Genomic DNA, 21237 nt, shown 5'->3' on the forward strand with positions numbered 1-21237 from the left:
TCCTCCGAATACTTTTTAATGAATTATATCATTTTCTTAAAGAAATTACTACAATAATTAGCTTTTTCTTAAAGTTATATATTAGAGTAATTTAGCAAATGATATCTAAAACCAGCTTTTCTCCTGCAAAAGAAAAAGGAAAGACTTCCTTTCGTGCCTTTCCTCTTACTCGCTGCTTGTGTGATTATTTTTGGTAAGCTACTGCTTGTTTGATAAAGTCCTGAATCGGCTCTCCTTGGTGGAGGGCTTTTACAATTTTCGAACCGACAATAACACCATCCGATACCGCATTGAAGCGTTCTACATCAGCTTGACTAGATACGCCAAATCCTGTCAAGACTGGGATATCGGCCACTTGATGAAGTTGTGCCAAGTGCTTGTCCAAATCTGCGCGGTAATTGCCTGATTTCCCTGTCACCCCATTGATGGCAACCGCATAGACGAATCCTTCTGCCCCATCAATCAACTCTTTCTGACGCTCAAGCCCTGTCGTCAAACTAACTAGAGGAATCAAGGCGATGTCTGTATCTGCCAAAAATGGTTCTACAAAGTTGGCATGCTCATGAGGCAGGTCTGGGATAATCAAGCCCTTCACAGCTGTATCAGCCAGATCTTTGACAAAATTCTCCACACCGTACTGAAAGAGGGGGTTGAAGTAGGTCATGATGACCAGTGGAACCTCTGTTTCAATTGTTTTCAAGGTTTCAACCAAAGCCTGGGTAGAGGTCCCGTGGGCTAAACTGCGCAGGCCAGCTTCTTCGATAACAGGTCCATCTGCAACAGGATCTGAAAAGGGAATGCCCACTTCAATTGCAGAGACACCTAAATCTTCTAAAAAGTGAATTGTTTCCCCAAGTCCATCCAAACCTTTCTCATGGTCTCCAGCCATGATATAGGGAACGAAAATTCCTTTTCCAGCTGCTTTTATAGCGTTTAATTTTTCTGTTAGTGTCTTAGGCATGAGCTTCTCCCTTCTTTGCTGCATCTGCTTCCAAGCGGTCCTTGACTTGAACCACATCCTTGTCCCCACGACCTGATAGACAGACAATCATAGACTTGTCTGGTCCAAGTTCTTTGGCCAATTTCACCGCAAAGGCGATAGCATGACTCGATTCCAAGGCTGGGATAATCCCTTCCACACGAGACAAGAGTTGGAATCCTTCCAAGGCTTCTTCGTCTGTTACAGGGACATAGCTGGCACGTTTAATATCGTGGTAGTGAGAATGCTCTGGACCGATACCAGGATAGTCCAAACCTGCTGAGATAGAGAAGGCTTCAAGAATTTGACCATGGGCATCTTGGAGCACATCCATGAGGGAACCGTGAAGGACACCTGGACGACCCTTGGTCAAGGTAGCTGCGTGGTGCTCTGTATCCACACCAAGTCCAGCCGCTTCAGCTCCATACATAGCTACAGACTCATCTTCTACAAAGGGATGGAAGAGCCCAATAGCATTAGATCCACCACCAACACAGGCTACTAGGGCATCGGGCAGATTTTGACCTGTCATATCGCGATACTGTTGTTTAGCTTCGCGACCGATGACACTTTGGAAGTCACGAACGATTTCTGGAAATGGATGAGGCCCCAAGGCAGAACCAAGGATATAGTGGGTATCGTCGATATTAGCCACCCATGAACGAAGGGCTGCATTGACCGCATCCTTGAGCACGCGCGAACCATCTGTTACAGCCTCGACCTTGGCTCCCAAAAGCTCCATGCGGAAGACATTGAGGGCTTGGCGTTTGACATCTTCCTCACCCATGTAGATGGTACATTCCATGTTAAAGAGGGCCGCAGCAGTTGCAGTTGCCACACCGTGCTGACCAGCACCCGTTTCTGCGATAATTTTCTTTTTACCCATGCGTTTGGCAAGCCAAACTTGTCCTAAGGCATTGTTAATCTTGTGGGCTCCTGTATGGTTAAGGTCTTCCCGTTTGAGATAAATCTTGGCTCCGCCGATATGCTGGGTCAAGTTTTTTGCGTAATAAAGAGGAGTTTCACGTCCTACGTACTGGCGCAAAAGCTGGTTTAATTCCTCTTGGAAACTTGGGTCTGCCTGACTTTCACGGTAGGCCTTCTCCAACTCCAAAACTGCTGTCATCAATATTTCTGGGACAAAACGTCCGCCGAATTTTCCGTAAAATCCATCTTTATTTGGTTCCTGATATGCCATGCTTTACCCTCTCTATAAATCTTCTAATCTTTTCATGATCTTTTTGTCCATCTGTCTCCACTCCGCTTGATACATCTACTGCATAGGGAGTAAAGTGTTGAATTGCTTTTACTACATTGTCTTCATTAAGCCCACCTGCGATAAAGAAAGACTGAGTTAATCCAGTCGTATCCAGTTGAGCCCAGTCAAAGGTCTGGCCACTTCCTGCCACAGGGGCATCAAAGAGTAGATAATCTGCCTGAGAATTGGGGACATGCCCATTTCCATCTACCTGCACAGCCTGAATACTGGCACAAGGCAAATTCTCAAATAAATCATCTGCCACCTGACCGTGAACTTGAACCAAGTCCAAGCCAACTTTGTCAATCGCTTCTAGCAGTTCTGCCCGACTTGGTGAAACAAATACACCAACCTTTTTCACATCCGCAGGAATAAGCTTTGCCAGCACAGCTGCCTCTTCTAAAGTCACCTGTCTTTTACTAGGTGCAAAGACAAAACCGATATAATCGGCTCCTGCTGAAACGGCTGTTTCCACCGCTTCTTTGGTCGATAGTCCACAAATTTTAACCTTTGTCAATCTGCAACTCCTTGGTTCTCTGGGCTACATCTTCTGCCTGCATGAGAGCTGTCCCTACTAAAATTCCGTTAAAGTATGGCGCTAGTCGTTCCGCATCCTGCCCTGTGAAAATAGCAGATTCAGAAATGTAATAACGTCCTTCCTTAAAGTGTTGGGACAAGTCTACACTGGTCTGCAAGTCGACTTCAAAGGTAGTCAAATTGCGATTATTGACCCCGATAATCTGGGCACCAAGTCTGTGAGCCACTTCTAGTTCAGCTAGATTGTGGGTTTCCACTAAGACTTCCAGACCAAGTTCCGTCGCGTAGTCATAAAGTTCCTTAAGACGTTCTTCTGACAAGGCTGCCACAATGAGCAAGATGACTGTCGCACCTGCATTGCGAGCGCGGATGATTTGCTTTTCATCGATGATAAAGTCCTTGTTGAGCGTCGGAATGTTTACCTGACTGGAAATCTCCCTTAGATAATCCAAATGACCTTTAAAGAAAACCTCATCTGTCAAAACAGAAATCATCACTGCACCATTTGCTTCATAAGTCTGGGCCTGTTGCACAATATCCACATCGAGATTGATATCTCCCAAACTAGGGCTAGCTTTCTTGACCTCAGCGATTACCTGCAAGCGGTCCTGATGATTCTTCAAAAATTCTGCCAAGCGATAGGTCTGGCGCAGAGGCTGGATTTGCTCCAGCTTCATCTGCTCCACCTCACGCGCCTTCTGCTCTAAGATTCGTGCTAAAAATTCCTGACTCATTTTTGGTACTCCTGTAACAGTCTGAGTTTTTCAAGGGCCTTGCCTCTAGCAATCACTTGACGGGCCAAGGCAACTCCTTCCTTGATGCTATCAATCTTACCATTAGCATAGAAACCAAGACCAGCATTCAAGACTGTCGTTTCCAAGAATGGACTTGCTTCGTTTTTCAGAACGCTGAGCAAAATTTCTGCATTTTCCTGAGCATTCCCACCACGAATATCTTCCATAGCATAGCCTTCCATTCCCAAATCCTCTGGAGTAAAGCTTGACAAACTGATTTCGCCATTTTCAAGAAGTGCAATCTTGGTTGTTCCGTTCAAGCCAGCTTCATCCAACCCTTCTGGTCCAGCAACCACGATGGCACGTTTGCGACCCATATTTTTCAAAACCTGAGCTGTACTTTCTAGGAGTTCTGGACGACTAATTCCAAGAAGCTGTGTTTCTAAAGCCATTGGATGAATCAGTGGACCAGTCAAATTCATAATCGTTGGAATTCCCAATTCCAAACGAGCTGGCATGATGTATTTCATAGCTGGGTGCATATTTTTAGCGAAGAGAAAGACGATTCCAGTTTTATCAAAGACCTTACCTAGTTCAGCTGGTTTGAGGTCAAGATTGATTCCCAAGGCTTCGAGGACATCTGCGGAGCCAGATTTAGAAGAAATCGAGCGGTTACCATGCTTGGCCATGTGAATACCGCCACCAGCCAAGACAAAGGCTGCAGTTGTGGAAATATTAAAACTGAAAGACTTGTCCCCACCTGTACCACAGTTGTCCATGGCATCATGAATCTCAGTTGGAATATGCTGGGCATGTCCTCTCATGACTTGGGCAATGGCTGTGCGTTCTTCAGGTGTTTCCCCCTTCATCTTAAGAGCTAAGAGGAGAGAAGCAATCTGCGCTTCAGTTACACGCCCAGTTACGATACGCTCAATGACATCCATCATTTCCACACCTGATAAATTTTCAAATTTTGCTAGTTTTTCAATAATCTCTTTCATCCTAGTTTCCTCACTTTACAACCTTCTCGATAAAATTCCGAATAGAAGACAAGCCGTCTGGCGTTCCAATGCTCTCTGGATGGTACTGGAAGCCATAAATCGGTAGGTTTTTATGTTGAATCCCCATGATGGCTTGGTCATCAGTCGAACGAGCTGTCACTTCAAAGTCTTCTGGCATTTCCTCAATCAAAATACTGTGATAACGCATGACCGCACGGCCATCCTCAATACCTTGATACAAAACAGATGGCGCTTCAAAGTTGATATTGCTCTGTTTCCCATGCATGACTTTTGGAGCCAAACCTAGCTTACCACCAAAGACTTCTGCAATGGCTTGGTGACCCAAACAAATCCCTAGAATCGGCTTCTTGCCTGCAAAATCACAAATCATGTCTTCCATCTTTCCAGCATCAACTGGCCAACCAGGACCAGGAGAAAAGACCAGACCATCTGCTTTTTCAGCTTCTTCATACAGCTTGGAATCATCATTTCTCAGAACCTGAACTTCTGCAAAATTCCCAATGTATTGGGCCAAGTTATAGGTAAAAGAATCATAGTTGTCAATCAATAAAATCATGGTCTTAGTTCTCCAATTCTAGTCATAGATTTTGCTTTGTTAATGGTTTCTTGGTATTCGTTTTGGGCGATAGAGTCGTAGACAATCCCTGCCCCAGCCTGCACATAGGCTCTTTGATTTTTGAGAATCATGGTTCGGATGGCAATGGCCAAATCCATATCACCCGTCGCAGACAAGTAGCCGATTGCTCCCGCGTATACGCCCCGTTTTTCTGTTTCCAGTTCATAGATGCGTCTCATAGCTCGAATCTTTGGTGCTCCAGAAACTGTTCCAGCAGGAAGTGTTGATTTCAAGGCATCCATAGCAGTGAGTTCTGGAAGCAAACGTCCCTTGACCACGCTGGTCAAATGCATAACATAGCGGAAGAGCTCCACCTTCATATACTTAGTAACTTGGACACTGGCCGTTTCAGAGATGCGGCCAATATCGTTACGCCCCAAGTCTACCAACATTCGATGTTCTGCTGTTTCCTTCTCATCAGAGAGGAGGTCAGTCGCCAAGGTCTTGTCTTCTTCATCCGTAGCCCCTCTTGGTCGCGTCCCTGCAATCGGATTGGTTGTCACGATGCCATTTTTGACAGAAACTAAACTTTCTGGACTAGCTCCGATGATTTGATAATCCCCAAAATCATAGAAATAAAGGTAATTAGAAGGATTAGTCACGCGGAGATTTCTGTAGAAGTCAAATGGATTTCCAGTAACTTCTGCTGAGAAACGCTGGCTGAGTACACATTGGAACATATCTCCGTTACGAATCAAGTCACGAGCTGTTTCTACCATTCCCTCAAACTTATGTGGAGCGATATGCGGTTTGAAGTCTAACGGAGATAGATCCAAGTCTTCAAATTCATTTGGAGCAGGAATGCGTAATTCCTCAAGCACTTGGTTCAAGGATTTTTCCAAGGCCTCTTGACTGCGCTCACTATAGAGAGCATCCTCGATGACATGAATTTTTTCCTTCTTGTGGTCAAAGACAATGTAACTCTCATAGACGAAGAAATGCATGTCTGGCGTTCCAATTGTATCTTCAGGAATTTGACCAATTTCTTCATAAAGCGAAATCATATCGTAACCAACAAAACCAATAGCTCCACCACCAAAAGGGAGCTCTGAATGGTGCTGGCTCTTATGAGTCACTTCATAAAGGAAATCCAAGGGATCCTGATCAATCATTTTCCCATTTTGGTAAAGAACTCCATTTTCAAACTTAATCTCAAAAACAGGATTATAGGCTAAGATAGAAAAACGAGCTGTTTCCTTGTCTCTCGGAATACTCTCTAAGATAACCTTGTGTTGTCCCTTTAAGCGCATATAAGCTAAGATTGGTGATAAGACATCTCCATGAATGATTCGTTCCATTGTAATTTCCCTTTCAGTTCTACTTCTAGTCCGTGGCGACTGTATGAAAAATCCCCACGCAAAATAACTTGCGTGAGGACGAAATTCGCGGTGCCACCTCAATTATAGGATTTCTCCTATCTCTCATTCCTGTCTTAGAAAGATTCTGTAACAGGCTGTGCGATAAAGGGCACTCCCTTGAGAATGATGTTTTCTTCTCTCGTTTCAGATGGACCCAACCTTACAGTTTTCTCTGCTTGTTTTCAGCAACCACAAGCTCTCTGTGAGAGAAAGGACTGTAATTTTTCCATCTTTTATTTTTTAGCTTCTAGGTAGTCTGCAATCGCAGCTACGTCCTTGTCTCCACGACCAGAGACATTGATGAAGAGATGTTCATCTCGGTACACCTTTATACTCTTCGAAAATCTCTTCAAACCGCGTCAACTTCACCTTGCCGTAGGTANNATTTTCATTGAGTATTACTAGCTTTTTCCATATTAATTCAGCTTTTTGTTTATTTTTAGTAACAGGCAAGGAGCTGTAGATAAAACTCAAGTTCATCAAAGCGACTTAAGGCCCTAATAAAAGATAAACAAAATGACGGATAGAAAAAAGCCCACACACGGAATCTACTTCCATGTGAGGGCGTTGGTAACGCGGTGCCACCTCAATTATAAAGGAACTATCTCCTTTACATCTCTGCCTTGTCTAACAACAAGCTGCACTGTAAGGTGTGCGCACCGAATTTTCATTGTTTCAAATTCATTTTTTAAATCAGCCCACTTTCACTACTTCCAACCACCTATTCACAATCACCACAGGCTCCCTGAAGATCAAAAATAGTTACTTTTCTGATTTGTTGAACTTATTTTAATACTTTGTTTTTTCTTTGTCAAGACTTTTTTACGATTTTTTTGAAAATATCATTCGAATGTGACCATGTCTTCCTTAGATCGAACATGAACATGTCCCACTTGTTAGAAATTGGATCCAACTCAATAGAAACTGAATGGAGGCTAAACAGAACTTATTTTAGAACACTCCATCTTTTCCACTAGGATTTTCAAGAATTAAACAATACTAGAAACTCTGTCTCCTAACAAATTTAGGAGAAACTTCAACAGATGTGACACTTTCCCCTTTAATAATTGCTAAAACACCTTCTATCATTTCTTTAGCCAATTTAACATAATTGGGAGCAATTGTAGACAAAGCTGGAGTATAATACTGAGAAATAGGAATATTATCAAATCCAATGATAGAAATATCATCTGGAATAAGAATTCCTTTCTCATAGCACGCACGAATCAAGCCCTGAACCTTTTCATCTCCTGAAACAAAAATAATGTCCGGATCATTTTGGGTAGTCAAGTGCTGCATTGCATAAGAATAAACTGAATCAATTGTAGATAAGCCATAAATGACTTTTAAATCCATAAAGTAATTTTTATCATTCAGAAAAGAACGCACACCTCTTTCACGATCCTTATTAACATGAGATTCTCCTCCCATAAGCAACCACATATTTTTAAATTTTTCTTCAGTTACAGCTTTCATCATATCATAAGTAGCTTGAAAATTATTATTAGATACATAGACTACTCCAGACGTTTGAGATTCACCGAAAACAAGAAAAGGCATATGGTTCTTCTTTAAATACTGAATTCTGATATCATCTACACTTTCATAAAAAACAATAACACCATCTACTAGGCTACCTGTGCTTGATATAATTGAATTACTAATTGTATCCTCCTCTCCAAAGTACTCAACTATAGCATTAACACCATACTCTTTACAAGTTTGTAAAACTTTATCTAATAAAGTTTGAAACCAAATTAAAGGAAAAGAGTCGATTTTTTTTACAGAAATCAATATATTTATAGCTTCTTTTTTAGTTAAATTTTTTGCATACGCATTTGGAATATACGACAATTCCTCTATAACTTTTTGAATCGCTTGATAAGTTTCTTCTTTAACATTTACTCCACCATTAATAACTCGTGAAACTGTTTTTGGAGAAAAACCTGATAAACGTGCAATGTCATAAATAGTTACTTTTTTCCCATTTATATTTTTCATTTCAGTCCTCCATTACGAACATTCTAATATTACTATACAATATTTAATTTTTTTTAACAAGAGAATTTAGTAAATTATTTAAGATCCACAAATTCACAAAATTAATTTTACAAATATTCTTCCCCTTCAAAAAAGTTTAAATTGCATTTCACACCTTTATTTTTAAGAATGTTTCCAACTTCACGACAAATAAATTCATATGAGAAAAAACTACCATAAAATTGTAGATTAACTTTTTCAGTAAAATGTGTAGGATTTATAAAAAAATATAATAGCCTGTCAATGTAACATTTTAACATAGAGTTAATTTTTTCTTTAAAGATAACATTTGTTATCAACTCATCAGGAGATAAATGAAAGGCAAACACCATTTCATAAATATCATAAAAAGAAATAAATTTGTATACTTGTATCAAACAATTATTATCAAAATATTCTATTTTACCTAAATCAAAATTGATTTTATAATCTTTCATAAAAACCTCTGAGCAAAAATCTACTCAAAAATTAGATGATTAAAACATCTAAAAAACAAAAGGACAAAAACATCTGTCCCTTTGTTTACTAAATTTCAGCTAATTTCTTCGACATAAATAACACCTACAATATTAGCAATTTCTTCCATCAAACGAAGATGTTCAAATCTACCTGATAATTCCAGAGTAATAAATGACGCTATTTTTTTGTCTGGAACATCAAAGTATTCAATTCTGTCAGAATTAACATCTCCAAACGCTGTTCTTGAATCGGTCATTCTGATACCATTTTCTGCACAATAAACCAATACACGATTATAGGCTTCTGTAGATTTAACCACTATATACAATTCAATCATTTTAGAACGATTTCGTAGATATTTTTTTAGTGGTTGGAACATGGATATCACACCCCAAACAGAAATGGCTACTAAAAGAGCTCCCTCATAAAAACCTACTCCAATAGCTAATCCAATTCCTGCCGAAGCCCAAATGCCTGCTGCAGTTGTTAAACCAGTTATTTTCTTTTTATCTGTAATAAGTATTGTTCCAGCCCCAAGAAAACCAACACCTGATATAACCTGCGCACCTAAGCGTGTAGGATCTCCTGTACCAAATTTATAAGATACGTATTCATTCGTCATCATAATTAAACATGCAGCCAGACAAACAATACTATGTGTACGAATACCTGCTGGTTGAGATTTACTTCCTCTCTCTAAACCAATTACACCACCAATAACTACTGATAAAACAATCCTGACAACTATTTCAATATGTGATAACCCAAGACTAGTGGCTGTCATGATTATTTCCTTACTTTACGCCCCGGTCTTTGTGTGAAGTATAATACAGTTCCAGAAACAATCATCAGAACAATTGTATAAACAAATACCAGAGCTTGTGCATTAGATGTTGCTGTTTCATCACCTGCAGATCGAATCGTAATACCTAATGGTTGAGCTAGGGGATGGTAAAGGAATACAGATAAGTCGAAGTCAGTTAATAAAGAGTTAAAGTTTAAAGCAATAACAGAGAGAACAACCGGTAAAATAAATGGAATGATAACCTTCATCATAGTATAAAAAGGTGAAGCACCCATACTTCTTGCTGCATCTTCCATCTCATCATCAACACTAAATAAAATAGCACGTACCATTCTATAAGAAAATGGGATTTTTACAACTATATATGCAATAAGTAGAATTACCAAACTACCTACCAAAATCTGATTCAAGACAAGAAATTGTGGCTGATTAAAAGTAAATAATAAACTTACTGCTAAAAGTGTACTTGGTAGTAACCAAGGAAGTAGAGCACCATATTCAAATAAGAAATCAAAACGAGATTTATGTTTTCTGACAACACGAGCAAATACAACTGCGAGAATTGTTGCTGTTGTCGCAGCAATAATAGAATAAATAAAGCTGACCAAGAATGGAGAGAATGCCGCACTATTACTAAAGAATAAGCGATAATTTTCTAAAGTAAAGTTTGATAATGTTAAGTTACCTGTTTGAATTGCAACTGGATCTGTAAATGAGTATAATACTATAAAAATTAGTGGAAGCATGAAAACTGTGAACAATCCATATGCTACAATGTGAGCAATGATATTCCAAGGCTTAGACGCAATTTTTTGTTTTTTAAGAGGCGCTTTAGTCTTAGAGATAGAAATATAATTTCCACCTTTTTCTATCTTATTCATGATAGTAAGCAAAATTGTAGTTGCAATACCTAAAATAATTGCAAGTAAGGCAGCTAAATCACGAGAATTCCCCATCCCTGCAAATGTAATAATCATTGGATTTATAGTTTGAAATTCTTTACCACCAACAATCATGGGTGCTGCTACTGCAGATAAACCACTAAGAAAAACCATAATAGTAAGTGCAAATAGAGTTGGAATTAAGGTTGGTAACACTACTTTTCGGAAAACAGTAAATGGTTTTGCTCCCATATTTCGAGCAGCCTCAATAGTGTGATAGTCAACGCTTCGAATTGTATTTGTTAAAAACAATGTATGATTAGCCGTTCCTGAAAATGTCATAATGAATAAGACTGCACCATACCCAATAAACCAGTTAGGGTCTAAAGAAGGGATAATATTTTGTAAAAATTTTGTAATCAATCCATAAGGACCATAGACAAATTTATATCCAGTCGCTAAAACCACTCCTCCATAAATTAAAGAGGTCATATAACCTAATTTTAAAATTTTAGCACCTTTAATATCAAAGTACTCTGTAAATAGAACACAAAGAATACCTACGACATTAACTGTAATAATGAGTGAAAATGCTAACTTAAAACTGTTCATAATACTCTGAAGTGCCCTCTGAGATTTTAGAACACGATGTACAGCATCAAGGGAAAATTCTCCTCCTTTTACAAATACATTCACTACTAGATCAAAGTTTGGATAAATAATAAATGTTACTAAGAACCAGATTAACCCTAAACGAATAAGCCAATCTTTTAAATTTAATTTATGACGCATACTGCACCTCCTTAAAATTGCAGAACGTCTGATGGAGTGATAAATAATTCCACACTTTCTCCGACAGATCTAATAGCAGCCTGACTATCAATACTTGTTACATTAAGAATCTGACTTTCAGAAACTTTTATTGTATAGTGAATTGTAACTCCAGAAAACTCAACATCAATAATTGTCCCTTTTAGAGTGAAATCTTGTTCAGTTTCACGATTGAATCGAACTTTCTCTAATCGAATGTATCCTTTTTTATCTTCTAAGAAAACGCTTGTATTTTTCAATAATACTTCGTGGACTGTTTCATCGGTCAAAACATTAATATCTCCAATAAAATCACATACAAATTCAGTTTGAGAATTATGATAAATTTCTACTGGTGTACCGACCTGTTCGATGTATCCATTGTTAAAGACTGCAATTCTATCAGATAAAGTCAAGGCTTCCTCTTGATCATGAGTAACATATAAAGTAGTAATACCTAACTCTTTTTGAAGTCTTTTCAACTCTTTTCTCAAATCTACACGTAATTTTGCGTCAAGGTTTGACAATGGTTCATCTAGACAAAGAATTTTAGGTTCAAGAACCAGAGCACGAGCCAATGCTACCCTTTGTTGTTGACCCCCAGATAATTCTGATACATTACGCTGTAACTGTTGATCAGAGATCTTAATTTTTGCTGCTACTGCTGATACTTTAGCTTTAATAACATCTGGAGCTACCTTCTTAACTTTTAAACCAAATGCAATATTATCAAAAACAGTCATAGTTGGAAATAGCGCATAAGATTGAAATACAATACCAATTCCACGCTTTTCAGGTTCCAAATGAGTGACATCTGTTCCATTAACTTCAATACTTCCTGATGATGGATCTAGAAAACCTACCAATGCTCTCAAAGTAGTTGATTTACCACATCCTGAAGGCCCAAGAAATGTAAAAAATTCCCCTTCATGTATATCTAAATTCAGATTATCAATTGCAACAAAATCACCATATTTAATTTGAATATTATCAAATTTAATCATCTCACTAACTCCCTCTATTACTAAACCAAAAGCCTCTCTTTATTTCTTCCATAAATTTAGAAATAATAGAGAGACTTGGACATAAAAATTAACTCTTATTTCTTATTGTACGTATTCTAATTCAGCTTTTTCTACCCATTCATCCAAATGCTTTCCAACAGCTTCCCAGTCAATATTTTGTGGTTTCACTTGATCCACAAATTTTTTCGTATCTTCAGGTAACTCTGTTAGCGCATCTTTATTTGCAGGAATAGATCCAAAGTTCTTACTATATTCTACTTGAATTTCTGTTTGACCAAACCAATCAATAAATTCTTTAGCTAACGCTTGTTTTTTACTAGTGCTTAAAACCATAGTTTGTTCAGTTACAAATGGTACACCAATCTCAGGAGTCATAACTTTGAAAACAACATTTTGTTCTTTTTGTCCAACTAATGCACCAGAACCCCACATCATTCCATATTGTATTGGATCTTCTTTGTCTAACATCTTAACAATTGAACTTTCTCCCTTTTGAAGAGTGTATGCATTTTTCAGATATTCTTTTGCTGCTTCCCAACCTTTTTCAGAAACACCTAATTCACCTTTATCATCAAGGTATCGAACTAAGATACTTGCTAGAATTGCCCGTCCTGTTCCACCTGAGAGCCCAGAAATTGAATATTTACCTTTATACTTACTACCTAATTCAGTCCAATCTTTAGGCATTTCTTTTACATCAGGCGCTCCAATTAAAACTAATGGTTGAACAATCACAGGATTATAATAATTATCTTTATCTGATAAAGATTGATCAATTTTATCTAACCATTTAGGCTTGTACTGTACTAGTAATTTTTGATCTCTAATTTTATTTGAATCAACAGCACCAATTCCAAATACCATATCTGCAACTGCATTATTCTTCTCAGCAATAACACGGTCTGCTAATTGAGCGCCAGCGATATCAACCATTTTTATATTAAAACCAGCTTCTTTTGCTTTAGCAGTTAACCAATCACCACGACCATTTGAGACTGAGTTCGAATAGATTACTAATTCTTGACTTTTATCAGCTTTTTCTTCAGATGAAGAAGCAGTCGTAGAATTTGAACCTCCAGAGCAAGCAGCAAGTGTAGTAAGAGCAACTCCCGTTGCAAGTACAGTAGACCAAACTTTCATTTTTTTCATGATAAGTTCTCCTTTTTTATTATTTTATTTAAATTTTTCGTGATATGGAACAAATTGTCTCATATCTTCAAATACAGTATAGTCAATACGGTTTACAGTAATAGTTGAAATCTTCTCTAATAAAATTTCAGTTAATTCTGCTCTGACTTTAGTAAACTCTTCTTCCTCCTCTTCGGTTAGAGGAATCCGAAGATACCCAATTGAAATATGGAATTGATATCTATCATGATTAGGGAAACGAACACCTGCTTTTTCTGAGACATAAGTACGAATTTCTTCTAATCTCTTTGCAGAAGCTTCATCTGCAGGTTCAACTAGTATGTTTTGTTTTCCCATTTCAGTTATACGCATATGAATTTCTTCATCCAACAATGGAAAAATTTCAAGTTGTTTAGCAAAGTAATCATGTATTTCCTGTAAAGGTGTATCTAGAGGAAGATTACTGCTCCAAAACTCCGTTTCACGATTTTCATGGCACAACAATTCAATTACAGTCATGTGAATAGAATTCCTTGGAGTTAAAGTAAACTTATCGATAAATGGTAATTCTCTATAACGTGATTGAATAATATCAACAACTTCCATCAAATCTTGTTTAGTATAAAGATTTGCTACAACTGTATTCCCAGGGAAATGATTAAATTCCCCATTCTCTTTGAACTTAATTTTTGTTAAGTTTTTCATATAAAGACCTTCTTTTTTATATTTGACATCGGTGTCATCATGTTTACATTATACAATGAAACCGTTTCCTTTGTCAAGCGCTGTCAAACATTTTTTTAATTTATCTTTCATTAAAAGGTTAAGTAATTTTTCCAAAATACAGCACTCATATAGACAGTATCATCAATTATAGCCATTGGGATTTTTTGATTGCCAATTCCATGTATCTCTACACATGTCTTCAATCGATTTTGTTGTTCTCCAATTTAATTCCTTATATGCTTTGTCTGCATTTGCATAACAAGTTGCAACGTCTCCTGAACGTCTTGGAACTATTTTATAAGGAATAGGGATCTTATTAACACTTTCAAATGTATTTACAAGTTGTAATACACTAGTGCCTTCTCCCGAGCCTAGGTTATAGATATAAACATCTGTTTTTTCAGATACTTTTTCTAAAGCTTTTATATGTCCTATTGCTAAATCTACTACATGGATATAATCACGCACACCAGTACCATCAAGCGTATCATAATCATTTCCGAACACACTTAGCTCTGACAGCTTACCTACCGCTACTTGTGCAATATAAGGCATCAAGTTGTTAGGAATTCCTGAGGGATCTTCCCCAATAAGCCCAGACTCATGAGCACCAATTGGATTGAAATAACGAAGCAACGCAATACTCCATTCTGAATCTGCCACATGAACATCTTTTAAAATTTGCTCAAGCATCACTTTCGTATACCCATAAGGATTTGTCGCACTTGTTTGCATCGTCTCAATTAGAGGTGACTGATTGTTAATTCCATATACAGTCGCGCTTGAAGAAAAGACAATCTTTTTAACATTAAATTCTGACATCACTTCAACAAGTGCCAATGTACTCATAATATTATTTTTGTAGTACATCACAGGCTTTTGCACGGATTCTCCGACAGCTTTATAACCTGCAAAATGAATTGCAGCATCAATCGATTCTTGTTCAAATACCTTTCTCAATGCTTGTTTATCACAAACATCTAATTCGTAAAACACAGGACGTATTCCTGTAATTGCTTCAATACGGTCTAGCACCAAGATGCTAGAATTCGAAAGGTTGTCGACAATGATAACTTCCTTTCCTAAATTTAGTAATTCTACTACGGTATGGCTACCAATATAACCAGCTCCGCCTGTTACCAATATTGCCATTTGGGTTTCCTCCTAATTAATTCCAACCGACTTAACAAATCTCATAAACGCTTCATGTCCAGATGAAGTATTCTTATAAACACCTGCATCTTCTAGGACTCTCGCAAATGCTTGTCCTACTTCGTGTTGAACTACGCTATTAACCTCTTCTTTTTTAATGTTAGGATATTTTTCTTTCAATTGGTCGGCCCATTCTAAATGATAATCCGCAATTGCGTTTTCCTCTCCTAAAAGATATTTTCCAACTTCTTCTAACTCTGGTTTCAAACGAGGTGGTAATATCGCAAGTCCCATCACTTCGATTAATCCGATATTTTCCTTTTTAATATGTTGTACATCTTGATGAGGATGGAAAACACCATCTGGGTATTGTTCAGTAGTATGATTATCTCTTAGAACAATATCTAATTCATATCTCCCGTCCACTTTACGAGCAATAGGAGTCACCGTATGGTGTGGGACATCTTCAGTCATAGCAATGATGTCTACTTCTAAATCTGAATATTCTCTCCACTTATTTAGAATTTTAGTAGCTAAATCTAACAAGCGATTTTTATTTTCACTTTGTAACCTAATTACTGACATTGGCCATTTTACAATACCAGCATTAATATCCTCAAAGTCTTTAAAACGAAATTCACTCTCAAATTTTGCTTTTTCCATTGGGAAAATATGTTTCCCTCCCTGGTAGTGGTTATGACTAAGAATGGAGCCTCCTGAGATAGGAAGATCAGAATTTGAACCAGCAAAATATCCTGGCAAAATATCAACAATCTCCAATAATTGTTCAAATGTTTTAGAGGTAATAGCCATTGGTACATGTTGACTATTTAAAAATATCGCATGCTCATTAAAGTATGAGTAGGGAGAATACTGGAATCCCCATACTTCGTCACCAAGTTTCAACCGAATAATTCTATGATTCGAACGTGCTGGATAATTTATTCGCCCCTGATATCCTTCATTTTCCATACATAGTAAACATTTGGGATAATTAGTTGCTTTTACTAATTTTTCAGCAGCAATTGTTTTTGGATCTTTTTCGGGTTTTGACAAATTTATCGTAATCTCTAGCTCTCCATATTTAGTTGATGCTCTAAACTCAATATTCTTAGCAATAGCAGAAGTTTTAATATAATCACTATCTTTACTTAACTTATAAAATTCTTCAACTGCTTCTTGAGGTGATATATCATATGAACTCCAAAAAATATCATTTAATCGACTAGGTAAAGGAACTATGAAATTCATTAACTCTGCTCCTAAACATTCCTTTTCCTCAATTAAATCTTTAATTTTACCGTTTTTTAAGGCGATTTCCACTAAGCAATCTTTTATTTGTTTCAGGTCATTTTCATCGGAAATACGATCAGTTCCCTCCTCACCTATTAACGCTAGTACTCTATTTTTCACATATATTTTGTCAATTTCATTATACATTCCGTATTCAATTACTCTATCAACAAAATTATCAATAATTGTTTTCATATATTTTTCTTTCTAATTTATGTTCCCATATTTTCTATACATTATCCATTTATAAATTGCTTGCGTAGTATGAGCAATTTTATCAAGGTGATGAATAATATCTAAAGCACCAATTACTTCAGAAACGTTCCCATCATCTTCAAATATGTAATTCATTATTTTCTTTTCAATATTTATACTAAGCTCTTCTATCTCATTCTGTTTTTGTATAACAACCATATCTAAACATCCAGATTGTTCCTCTCTATAACAAGATATAGCCCTATTCATATGCAGTCCGATAACTTCATGAAGTATTTTTATTTCTGAAATAATTTTCTTCAAATTTTCATTATTTTGAATAATCTGTAGATTTTTTAAAATTTCAACAATTCTATCCCCAATACGTTCAATGTCAGTTGATATTTTTATTACACTAATAATTCTTCTTAAGTCATATGAAACAGGATGTTGTAAACAAATTAACTCAAATCCTTTTTTATCAATATTTAGAACTGACTCATTTATGATTAAATCTTCTTTAATCAATTCTACTCGTTCTTCATTTGATAAATATTCAAATAACTTCTCGTATTTATCAAGCACAGATACCCAAATAGTCTCTAAATTATTTGATAATTCTATAATTTCATTTTCTAAATATAACCTTAACATTTAGGTACCTCTTCTTAACAAAGTTCAATAGTAACAATTAATATTTTAAACAATATATCAAACATCAATAACTAGAATACTTGCATCATCCTTCTTTCCATAGATTGGATCAATAGCAGAAGAATTAAATCTCATCTTAATTAACTCTTCAAAAGTCTTATTTTGATTATTTTGATAGAATTCATAAAAGCCATCGCTCATTAAAACAATTTGTTCACTAGTAACATCTATTTGATTAATAATAGCATGGTCTAAAAATCTCTCATCCAACGAACCTATCCAGTACCCACTCGGTTGATTAGATAATTTTCTGATTTTTTGTAAAATAATTTTTTTATTTAAAGCACTATTTGTACCAATTGAATCTTTTATCTCATTTTTTCCTTTTTCAAATAAGTTATCTACTCTATGATCAGTTATTTCCATTTCGTTTACTAACATGACGCAGTCACCTAGCATCATATACTCCAACTTTTTTTCTGAAAGTTTAGCAAATATAAAAGCAAATGTTGGTAAGCGATAATACTCTGTTAATTCATATGAGTTTAAACCGATTTCATCTTTAACCTCTAGTAAAGCAGTTTCAAATATTTGTTTAAGAGTTTTTGATTCTTTACAATTAACCGACAAACTTTCTGATAAAATATGTACAACTTCTGAGACTGAATAACCTATCTCCTCTTTAGAATTATATAAATCTGTAGCTCCATCGATAATCCAAAAATACTGATTTTGTGAACCTACAGTATCCTCATTTTCTACAGAACTTCCTTGTATCGAACAAATTTTATTTATCTTTACCATAATACTTCAACCCTTTTAGTGTCAAAAGTAAACCAATTCCTGTCACTGTTAAGAATAGTTCCATAATCTTGTTCGAACCAGTCTTTGGTAATTTTTGTTTTACATCTACTATTTCTTTAGATTTATTAATATGATTTTCAGTTTCTCTGCCATCTCCAACTATTTTATAGTTTACTTCTTCTGTCTTATTATCTTGTTTATTGTCGATCTTGTCATTAATTTGTCTATTATCTTTACTTGAGTTAAACTCTCCTTTCTTCTGGTTACTATCAATTACATTATTTGAATTAGATTGTTTTTCATGCACATATGAACTTGTTTTAAATTTTTCCTCTTTGTTTTTTTCTTTTTCGTTTTTATCACTTAAGTTATTTGTTACAATTTTATAAAGCCCATTCTCCGTTACAATATTGAAATTACCATCGCTATCACGTATAACAGGTTCTTTCTCATTTGCATTAGATTTGATGAATGATATATACTTACCGGATAAATTATAAAATTGGTTATTTAAAACGGTTATTTTACCCTTTGAATCCTCAATAACAATTCCTTCTTTACCACCGAATATACTATTCTCTGAGACTACTAAATTATCACTAACTCGTAATAATTCAATATTTGGTTGTTCTGTTTCCTTAGAATTATTATTAATTACATTTTTTGTTACAGTAATATCTGATACTTTTCCTAAATATTCTGCACTATCTTTTGCAACTCGTATCGCTTTTGTTTTAGGATCGGCAATATTAAATATATTTTCGGCGATAACCACCTGTTTATTTAAATCTAATAGGTCTTTAGTGTTTTTATAGCTATAAGCATTTACTAAAGCTGCTCCGCTTTCTCGATAATGTACACTCTCTCCTTTAACTTTCTTATCAAAGCGATTTCCTTTGATTAATACATCAGTGAATCCTGTAAAACGTACACCTGCATACATCATGTTATCAAAATGATTATTTAAAATTTTAATATTAGAGGGGTTCTGTGTCGACAATGTTTGATAGTGTGTGCCAATTGCTGTTACTAATTCTCCAGATTTATCACTTTTGCCAAAATAGGAATTTTGAATAGTCACATTTTCAGATTTTTTCCCATCATCATTCAAGGCATAAGGAAAACCTTTTCTAGTTAATGGTTCAATCTGAATGCTCTCCTTACTTATGATTTGCCCATCCTTCATCGTTTTGGGTAAGGCTTGCCCAAGAAAACGAGAATTATCAACTAATACATTTTTCGAACCTGCAATTTGAATAGCATGCCCTTGATAACTATCCTTGAATGTTACATTTTTTATAGTTACGTTATTTGAATTCCCAATAGCAAATGCACCTGAAGAATTTATAAGTGGTAGATTTTTTGCTTTAGTTCCTTCTTCATTCAAAGCACCGTTCATATCAATAGTACCACCAGAATAACTAATATCTTCTGTTGGGCTCCATCCTACTTGCGCACCATCATCCGTAAATAAACCTGTCATAAAAACAATGGAAGGGTGATTCTTAATATTTATACCATTTAGAATTGTAGCTTTCTCATTCAATTCTAAGTGTGTATGACTTTTTAAAAAAACAATTTCTTTTACTAAATAAGTTCCTTCAGGAAAATATACATTTCCTCCACCTAGTCCTTTAGCTGCAGCATCTATTGTATCTTGAATTGCTTGACGATCATCATTAACTCCGTCACCTATTGCTCCATAATCTTTTACACTTAAAGCAGTATCTTCAAATTCTTTTTTGATAATTCTGTCACTTATAACATCTTCCTTATAACTCTTATTTTCATTAGTAGATGTTACTGTAGATTCAACTGTTCTGTTGTCTAATTGTGAATTAGAACGAATAGTACCATTAGAGCTGATACTATTAACACTTAACGAATTATCTAAACCATTAGTGGTTGAATTAGAGGCAATCATTTCAGCAGAACGATTCTGATTAACAGTTGGTGAATTATCTAAATCATTAGTAATTGCATTAGAAGACTCTTTTGTAGCCATCGGTGAAGAACTAGTAACAACTTCATCCGATAAAATACCTTGGCTTCCCAAAATTGAAATTGCCAATAGTACCGAGCAAGTCCCCACCTTTAATTTACGAATACTGAATACCTCATTAGGAACAAAATATTTCATCAGAACCTCCAATTTTTTTACTATTTTTTAACAATTGATTATTACTTTTCTTAAAATAGATAGAATGACACCGCTGTCATTATCTTTATCATATATTTTCCAAATTGAATTGTCAAGGAATAACACAAGAAAATATTAAAATTTATACTCTTCGGAAATCTCTTCAAACTAGGTCAGTGCCGCCTTGCCCTAAGTCTAGGTTACTGACTTGGTCAGTTCTATAGTAGATTGAAACTAGAATAGTACACCTCTACTTCTAAAACATTGTTAGAAATCGATTTGACTATCCCGATTGATTTGTCCTATTCTTATTTCATTTTACTATATCTACAACCTCAAAGCAGGGTTTTGAGCTATCTATGGCCAACTTCCTAGTTTGCTCTTTAGCCTTCCATTTAAAAATGATGCTATCTTTCTTAGCTTGAATATAAAATATCCCATTTACTATATTTAAATTTATTGATATGTTGTAAATTATAAATGAAAGAACAAATACCTTGTCATACAAGCATTCGCCAGGGATATTTACCTGAATATCGCTCATATGGCGGATTGAAACTAAAACACTACAATATATTTCTTAAATAGACCTTCTATAAAAGCTAGATTTAACCTCGATAA

General features: G+C 36.0%; 19 protein-coding genes, 1 pseudogene and 2 other annotated features. Of the genes and pseudogenes, 1 reads left to right on the top strand and 19 read right to left on the bottom strand.

Going from position 1 to position 21237, the window contains the following annotated elements; translation table 11 throughout:
- Nucleotides 1-114 precede the first annotated feature (114 nt).
- Nucleotides 115-213: pseudogene (locus HT669_RS03405) on the top strand (prepilin peptidase); the annotation flags it as partial.
- On the opposite strand, the gene trpA reads toward HT669_RS03405, so the two are convergent.
- The 19 genes from trpA to pfbA all read right to left on the bottom strand — a co-directional run bounded on the left by trpA (nucleotide 185) and on the right by pfbA (nucleotide 20616).
- On the bottom strand, nucleotides 185-961 hold the full coding sequence (gene trpA, locus HT669_RS03410; protein ID WP_001127013.1) for a tryptophan synthase subunit alpha: 777 nt from the start codon (nucleotides 959-961) through the stop codon (nucleotides 185-187). The pseudogene HT669_RS03405 and the gene trpA overlap by 29 nt on opposite strands.
- Nucleotides 954-2177 carry a tryptophan synthase subunit beta gene (gene trpB / locus HT669_RS03415; protein WP_023940760.1) on the bottom strand — a complete coding sequence of 408 codons (1224 nt, stop codon included), beginning with the start codon at nucleotides 2175-2177 and terminating at the stop codon, nucleotides 954-956. The genes trpA and trpB overlap by 8 nt, the downstream gene beginning before the upstream one ends.
- Entirely contained in the window at nucleotides 2155-2754 is a 600-nt protein-coding gene (locus HT669_RS03420; protein WP_000169908.1) for a phosphoribosylanthranilate isomerase, read from the bottom strand. Before HT669_RS03420 ends, trpB begins: the two co-directional genes overlap by 23 nt.
- Entirely contained in the window at nucleotides 2741-3508 is a 768-nt protein-coding gene (gene trpC / locus HT669_RS03425; protein WP_000076540.1) for an indole-3-glycerol phosphate synthase TrpC, read from the bottom strand. Before trpC ends, HT669_RS03420 begins: the two co-directional genes overlap by 14 nt.
- A complete protein-coding gene (gene trpD, locus HT669_RS03430; protein ID WP_050207425.1) occupies nucleotides 3505-4509 on the bottom strand; it encodes an anthranilate phosphoribosyltransferase in 1005 nt (334 codons plus the stop codon). Before trpD ends, trpC begins: the two co-directional genes overlap by 4 nt.
- 10 nt (nucleotides 4510-4519) lie before the next feature.
- A complete protein-coding gene (locus HT669_RS03435; protein WP_000601921.1) occupies nucleotides 4520-5086 on the bottom strand; it encodes an aminodeoxychorismate/anthranilate synthase component II in 567 nt (188 codons plus the stop codon).
- Complete coding sequence (gene trpE / locus HT669_RS03440; protein ID WP_000439608.1) at nucleotides 5083-6444, bottom strand: anthranilate synthase component I; 1362 nt, start codon at nucleotides 6442-6444, stop codon at nucleotides 5083-5085. The genes HT669_RS03435 and trpE overlap by 4 nt, the downstream gene beginning before the upstream one ends.
- 71 nt (nucleotides 6445-6515) lie before the next feature.
- Nucleotides 6516-6741: a binding site (T-box leader), on the bottom strand.
- Between the two features lie 320 nt (nucleotides 6742-7061).
- Nucleotides 7062-7292 (bottom strand) — a binding site (T-box leader).
- A 211-nt stretch (nucleotides 7293-7503) separates the two neighbouring features.
- Entirely contained in the window at nucleotides 7504-8505 is a 1002-nt protein-coding gene (locus HT669_RS03445) for a LacI family DNA-binding transcriptional regulator (protein WP_000789951.1), read from the bottom strand.
- Nucleotides 8506-8612: 107 nt separating this feature from the next.
- On the bottom strand, nucleotides 8613-8981 hold the full coding sequence (locus tag HT669_RS03450; protein ID WP_000656297.1) for a hypothetical protein: 369 nt from the start codon (nucleotides 8979-8981) through the stop codon (nucleotides 8613-8615).
- A gap of 95 nt (nucleotides 8982-9076) precedes the next feature.
- A complete protein-coding gene (locus HT669_RS03455) occupies nucleotides 9077-9787 on the bottom strand; it encodes an MgtC/SapB family protein (protein ID WP_000127549.1) in 711 nt (236 codons plus the stop codon).
- A gap of 2 nt (nucleotides 9788-9789) precedes the next feature.
- Nucleotides 9790-11481 carry an iron ABC transporter permease gene (locus HT669_RS03460; protein ID WP_001216175.1) on the bottom strand — a complete coding sequence of 564 codons (1692 nt, stop codon included), beginning with the start codon at nucleotides 11479-11481 and terminating at the stop codon, nucleotides 9790-9792.
- 11 nt (nucleotides 11482-11492) lie between these two features.
- Nucleotides 11493-12503, bottom strand: a complete 1011-nt coding sequence (locus tag HT669_RS03465; RefSeq protein WP_172922059.1) for an ABC transporter ATP-binding protein — start codon at nucleotides 12501-12503, stop codon at nucleotides 11493-11495.
- Nucleotides 12504-12605: 102 nt separating this feature from the next.
- Nucleotides 12606-13673 carry an extracellular solute-binding protein gene (locus HT669_RS03470; protein WP_172922060.1) on the bottom strand — a complete coding sequence of 356 codons (1068 nt, stop codon included), beginning with the start codon at nucleotides 13671-13673 and terminating at the stop codon, nucleotides 12606-12608.
- A 24-nt stretch (nucleotides 13674-13697) separates the two neighbouring features.
- Nucleotides 13698-14357: a DUF1868 domain-containing protein gene (locus HT669_RS03475; RefSeq protein ID WP_023941554.1), complete on the bottom strand. Its 660-nt coding sequence runs from the start codon at nucleotides 14355-14357 to the stop codon at nucleotides 13698-13700.
- A gap of 162 nt (nucleotides 14358-14519) precedes the next feature.
- Nucleotides 14520-15530: a UDP-glucose 4-epimerase GalE gene (gene galE, locus HT669_RS03480; protein WP_000996560.1), complete on the bottom strand. Its 1011-nt coding sequence runs from the start codon at nucleotides 15528-15530 to the stop codon at nucleotides 14520-14522.
- A 12-nt stretch (nucleotides 15531-15542) separates the two neighbouring features.
- Nucleotides 15543-17018: a UDP-glucose--hexose-1-phosphate uridylyltransferase gene (gene galT / locus HT669_RS03485; protein ID WP_172922061.1), complete on the bottom strand. Its 1476-nt coding sequence runs from the start codon at nucleotides 17016-17018 to the stop codon at nucleotides 15543-15545.
- Nucleotides 17019-17030: 12 nt separating this feature from the next.
- Nucleotides 17031-17672, bottom strand: coding sequence for a phosphate uptake regulator PhoU (locus tag HT669_RS03490; protein WP_084675175.1), 642 nt, complete (start codon nucleotides 17670-17672; stop codon nucleotides 17031-17033).
- Nucleotides 17673-17729: 57 nt separating this feature from the next.
- On the bottom strand, nucleotides 17730-18476 hold the full coding sequence (locus HT669_RS03495) for a protein phosphatase 2C domain-containing protein (protein WP_084675176.1): 747 nt from the start codon (nucleotides 18474-18476) through the stop codon (nucleotides 17730-17732).
- On the bottom strand, nucleotides 18460-20616 hold the full coding sequence (pfbA, locus tag HT669_RS03500; RefSeq protein WP_172933621.1) for a multi-ligand-binding adhesin PfbA: 2157 nt from the start codon (nucleotides 20614-20616) through the stop codon (nucleotides 18460-18462). The genes HT669_RS03495 and pfbA overlap by 17 nt, the downstream gene beginning before the upstream one ends.
- Between the last annotated feature and the right edge of the window lie 621 nt (nucleotides 20617-21237).

Source organism: Streptococcus sp. 2100 (genome assembly GCF_013276335.1).
Classification (GTDB): domain Bacteria; phylum Bacillota; class Bacilli; order Lactobacillales; family Streptococcaceae; genus Streptococcus; species Streptococcus pseudopneumoniae.

Excerpts from the sequence above, each read along its gene's own strand:
- galT (WP_172922061.1), bottom strand. The coding sequence starts at position 17,018 with ATGAAAACAATTATTGATAATTTTGTTGATAGAGTAATTGAATACGGA.
- trpD (WP_050207425.1), bottom strand. The coding sequence starts at position 4,509 with ATGAAAGAGATTATTGAAAAACTAGCAAAATTTGAAAATTTATCAGGT.
- trpE (WP_000439608.1), bottom strand. The coding sequence starts at position 6,444 with ATGGAACGAATCATTCATGGAGATGTCTTATCACCAATCTTAGCTTAT.
- HT669_RS03460 (WP_001216175.1), bottom strand. The coding sequence starts at position 11,481 with ATGCGTCATAAATTAAATTTAAAAGATTGGCTTATTCGTTTAGGGTTA.
- pfbA (WP_172933621.1), bottom strand. The coding sequence starts at position 20,616 with ATGAAATATTTTGTTCCTAATGAGGTATTCAGTATTCGTAAATTAAAG.
- HT669_RS03470 (WP_172922060.1), bottom strand. The coding sequence starts at position 13,673 with ATGAAAAAAATGAAAGTTTGGTCTACTGTACTTGCAACGGGAGTTGCT.
- HT669_RS03490 (WP_084675175.1), bottom strand. The coding sequence starts at position 17,672 with ATGTTAAGGTTATATTTAGAAAATGAAATTATAGAATTATCAAATAAT.
- HT669_RS03455 (WP_000127549.1), bottom strand. The coding sequence starts at position 9,787 with ATGACAGCCACTAGTCTTGGGTTATCACATATTGAAATAGTTGTCAGG.
- trpC (WP_000076540.1), bottom strand. The coding sequence starts at position 3,508 with ATGAGTCAGGAATTTTTAGCACGAATCTTAGAGCAGAAGGCGCGTGAG.
- HT669_RS03495 (WP_084675176.1), bottom strand. The coding sequence starts at position 18,476 with ATGGTAAAGATAAATAAAATTTGTTCGATACAAGGAAGTTCTGTAGAA.
- trpB (WP_023940760.1), bottom strand. The coding sequence starts at position 2,177 with ATGGCATATCAGGAACCAAATAAAGATGGATTTTACGGAAAATTCGGC.
- HT669_RS03450 (WP_000656297.1), bottom strand. The coding sequence starts at position 8,981 with ATGAAAGATTATAAAATCAATTTTGATTTAGGTAAAATAGAATATTTT.
- HT669_RS03435 (WP_000601921.1), bottom strand. The coding sequence starts at position 5,086 with ATGATTTTATTGATTGACAACTATGATTCTTTTACCTATAACTTGGCC.
- galE (WP_000996560.1), bottom strand. The coding sequence starts at position 15,530 with ATGGCAATATTGGTAACAGGCGGAGCTGGTTATATTGGTAGCCATACC.
- HT669_RS03445 (WP_000789951.1), bottom strand. The coding sequence starts at position 8,505 with ATGAAAAATATAAATGGGAAAAAAGTAACTATTTATGACATTGCACGT.
- HT669_RS03475 (WP_023941554.1), bottom strand. The coding sequence starts at position 14,357 with ATGAAAAACTTAACAAAAATTAAGTTCAAAGAGAATGGGGAATTTAAT.
- HT669_RS03465 (WP_172922059.1), bottom strand. The coding sequence starts at position 12,503 with ATGATTAAATTTGATAATATTCAAATTAAATATGGTGATTTTGTTGCA.
- trpA (WP_001127013.1), bottom strand. The coding sequence starts at position 961 with ATGCCTAAGACACTAACAGAAAAATTAAACGCTATAAAAGCAGCTGGA.